The 2,877-nt window shown below is 52.2% G+C and carries 1 rRNA gene (running past one end of the window); it reads left to right on the plus strand.

The annotated features are described in order from the left end of the window. Nucleotides 1-2,680, plus strand: a 23S ribosomal RNA gene (locus ACW9JC_RS28490) (it extends 212 nt beyond the left edge of the window). Nucleotides 2,681-2,877: the final 197 nt, after the last annotated feature.

Consider the following 2,877-nt stretch of genomic DNA (forward strand, 5'->3'; position numbering starts at 1 on the left):
AGGAAAAGAAATCAACCGAGATTCCCTTAGTAGTGGCGAGCGAACGGGGACTAGCCCTTAAGTGGCTTTGAGATTAGCGGAACGCTCTGGAAAGTGCGGCCATAGTGGGTGATAGCCCTGTACGCGAAAATCTCTTGGTCATGAAATCGAGTAGGACGGAGCACGAGAAACTTTGTCTGAATATGGGGGGACCATCCTCCAAGGCTAAATACTACTGACTGACCGATAGTGAACTAGTACCGTGAGGGAAAGGCGAAAAGAACCCCGGAGAGGGGAGTGAAATAGATCCTGAAACCGTATGCGTACAAGCAGTGGGAGCCTACTTTGTTAGGTGACTGCGTACCTTTTGTATAATGGGTCAGCGACTTATTTTCAGTGGCGAGCTTAACCGAATAGGGGAGGCGTAGCGAAAGCGAGTCTTAATAGGGCGTCTAGTCGCTGGGAATAGACCCGAAACCGGGCGATCTATCCATGGGCAGGTTGAAGGTTGGGTAACACTAACTGGAGGACCGAACCGACTACCGTTGAAAAGTTAGCGGATGACCTGTGGATCGGAGTGAAAGGCTAATCAAGCTCGGAGATAGCTGGTTCTCCTCGAAAGCTATTTAGGTAGCGCCTCATGTATCACTGTAGGGGGTAGAGCACTGTTTCGGCTAGGGGGTCATCCCGACTTACCAAACCGATGCAAACTCCGAATACCTACAAGTGCCGAGCATGGGAGACACACGGCGGGTGCTAACGTCCGTCGTGAAAAGGGAAACAACCCAGACCGTCAGCTAAGGTCCCAAAGTTATGGTTAAGTGGGAAACGATGTGGGAAGGCTTAGACAGCTAGGAGGTTGGCTTAGAAGCAGCCACCCTTTAAAGAAAGCGTAATAGCTCACTAGTCGAGTCGGCCTGCGCGGAAGATGTAACGGGGCTCAAACCATACACCGAAGCTACGGGTATCACTTAGGTGATGCGGTAGAGGAGCGTTCTGTAAGCCTGTGAAGGTGAGTTGAGAAGCTTGCTGGAGGTATCAGAAGTGCGAATGCTGACATGAGTAACGACAATGGGTGTGAAAAACACCCACGCCGAAAGACCAAGGTTTCCTGCGCAACGTTAATCGACGCAGGGTTAGTCGGTCCCTAAGGCGAGGCTGAAAAGCGTAGTCGATGGAAAACAGGTTAATATTCCTGTACTTCTGGTTATTGCGATGGAGGGACGGAGAAGGCTAGGCCAGCTTGGCGTTGGTTGTCCAAGTTTAAGGTGGTAGGCTGGAATCTTAGGTAAATCCGGGATTCTAAGGCCGAGAGCTGATGACGAGTTACCCTTTGGGTGACGAAGTGGTTGATGCCATGCTTCCAAGAAAAGCTTCTAAGCTTCAGGTAACCAGGAACCGTACCCCAAACCGACACAGGTGGTTGGGTAGAGAATACCAAGGCGCTTGAGAGAACTCGGGTGAAGGAACTAGGCAAAATGGCACCGTAACTTCGGGAGAAGGTGCGCCGGTGAGGGTGAAGGACTTGCTCCGTAAGCCCACGCCGGTCGAAGATACCAGGCCGCTGCGACTGTTTATTAAAAACACAGCACTCTGCAAACACGAAAGTGGACGTATAGGGTGTGACGCCTGCCCGGTGCCGGAAGGTTAATTGATGGGGTTAGCTAACGCGAAGCTCTTGATCGAAGCCCCGGTAAACGGCGGCCGTAACTATAACGGTCCTAAGGTAGCGAAATTCCTTGTCGGGTAAGTTCCGACCTGCACGAATGGCGTAACGATGGCGGCGCTGTCTCCACCCGAGACTCAGTGAAATTGAAATCGCTGTGAAGATGCAGTGTATCCGCGGCTAGACGGAAAGACCCCGTGAACCTTTACTATAGCTTTGCACTGGACTTTGAATTTGCTTGTGTAGGATAGGTGGGAGGCTTTGAAGCGTGGACGCCAGTTCGCGTGGAGCCAACCTTGAAATACCACCCTGGCAACTTTGAGGTTCTAACTCAGGTCCGTTATCCGGATCGAGGACAGTGTATGGTGGGTAGTTTGACTGGGGCGGTCTCCTCCTAAAGAGTAACGGAGGAGTACGAAGGTGCGCTCAGACCGGTCGGAAATCGGTCGTAGAGTATAAAGGCAAAAGCGCGCTTGACTGCGAGACAGACACGTCGAGCAGGTACGAAAGTAGGTCTTAGTGATCCGGTGGTTCTGTATGGAAGGGCCATCGCTCAACGGATAAAAGGTACTCCGGGGATAACAGGCTGATACCGCCCAAGAGTTCATATCGACGGCGGTGTTTGGCACCTCGATGTCGGCTCATCACATCCTGGGGCTGAAGCCGGTCCCAAGGGTATGGCTGTTCGCCATTTAAAGTGGTACGCGAGCTGGGTTTAGAACGTCGTGAGACAGTTCGGTCCCTATCTGCCGTGGACGTTTGAGATTTGAGAGGGGCTGCTCCTAGTACGAGAGGACCGGAGTGGACGAACCTCTGGTGTTCCGGTTGTCACGCCAGTGGCATTGCCGGGTAGCTATGTTCGGAATAGATAACCGCTGAAAGCATCTAAGCGGGAAACTAGCCTCAAGATGAGATCTCACTGGGACCTTGAGTCCCCTGAAGGGCCGTCGAAGACTACGACGTTGATAGGTTGGGTGTGTAAGCGCTGTGAGGCGTTGAGCTAACCAATACTAATTGCCCGTGAGGCTTGACCATATAACACCCAAGCAATTTGCGTCGAAAGGCCAGATTGCGGTGTGTGAAGACGAAAGAACCGAAAGTTCGACGCTTGCAAAACACCGAAAGCTGTCACATACCCAATTTGCTGAAGCGCGGCCAACTGGCCACGATTCGGTACCCGAATTTCTTGACGACCATAGAGCGTTGGAACCACCTGATCCCATCCCGAACTC

Source organism: Pseudomonas sp. SDO5591_S426 (assembly GCF_054070755.1).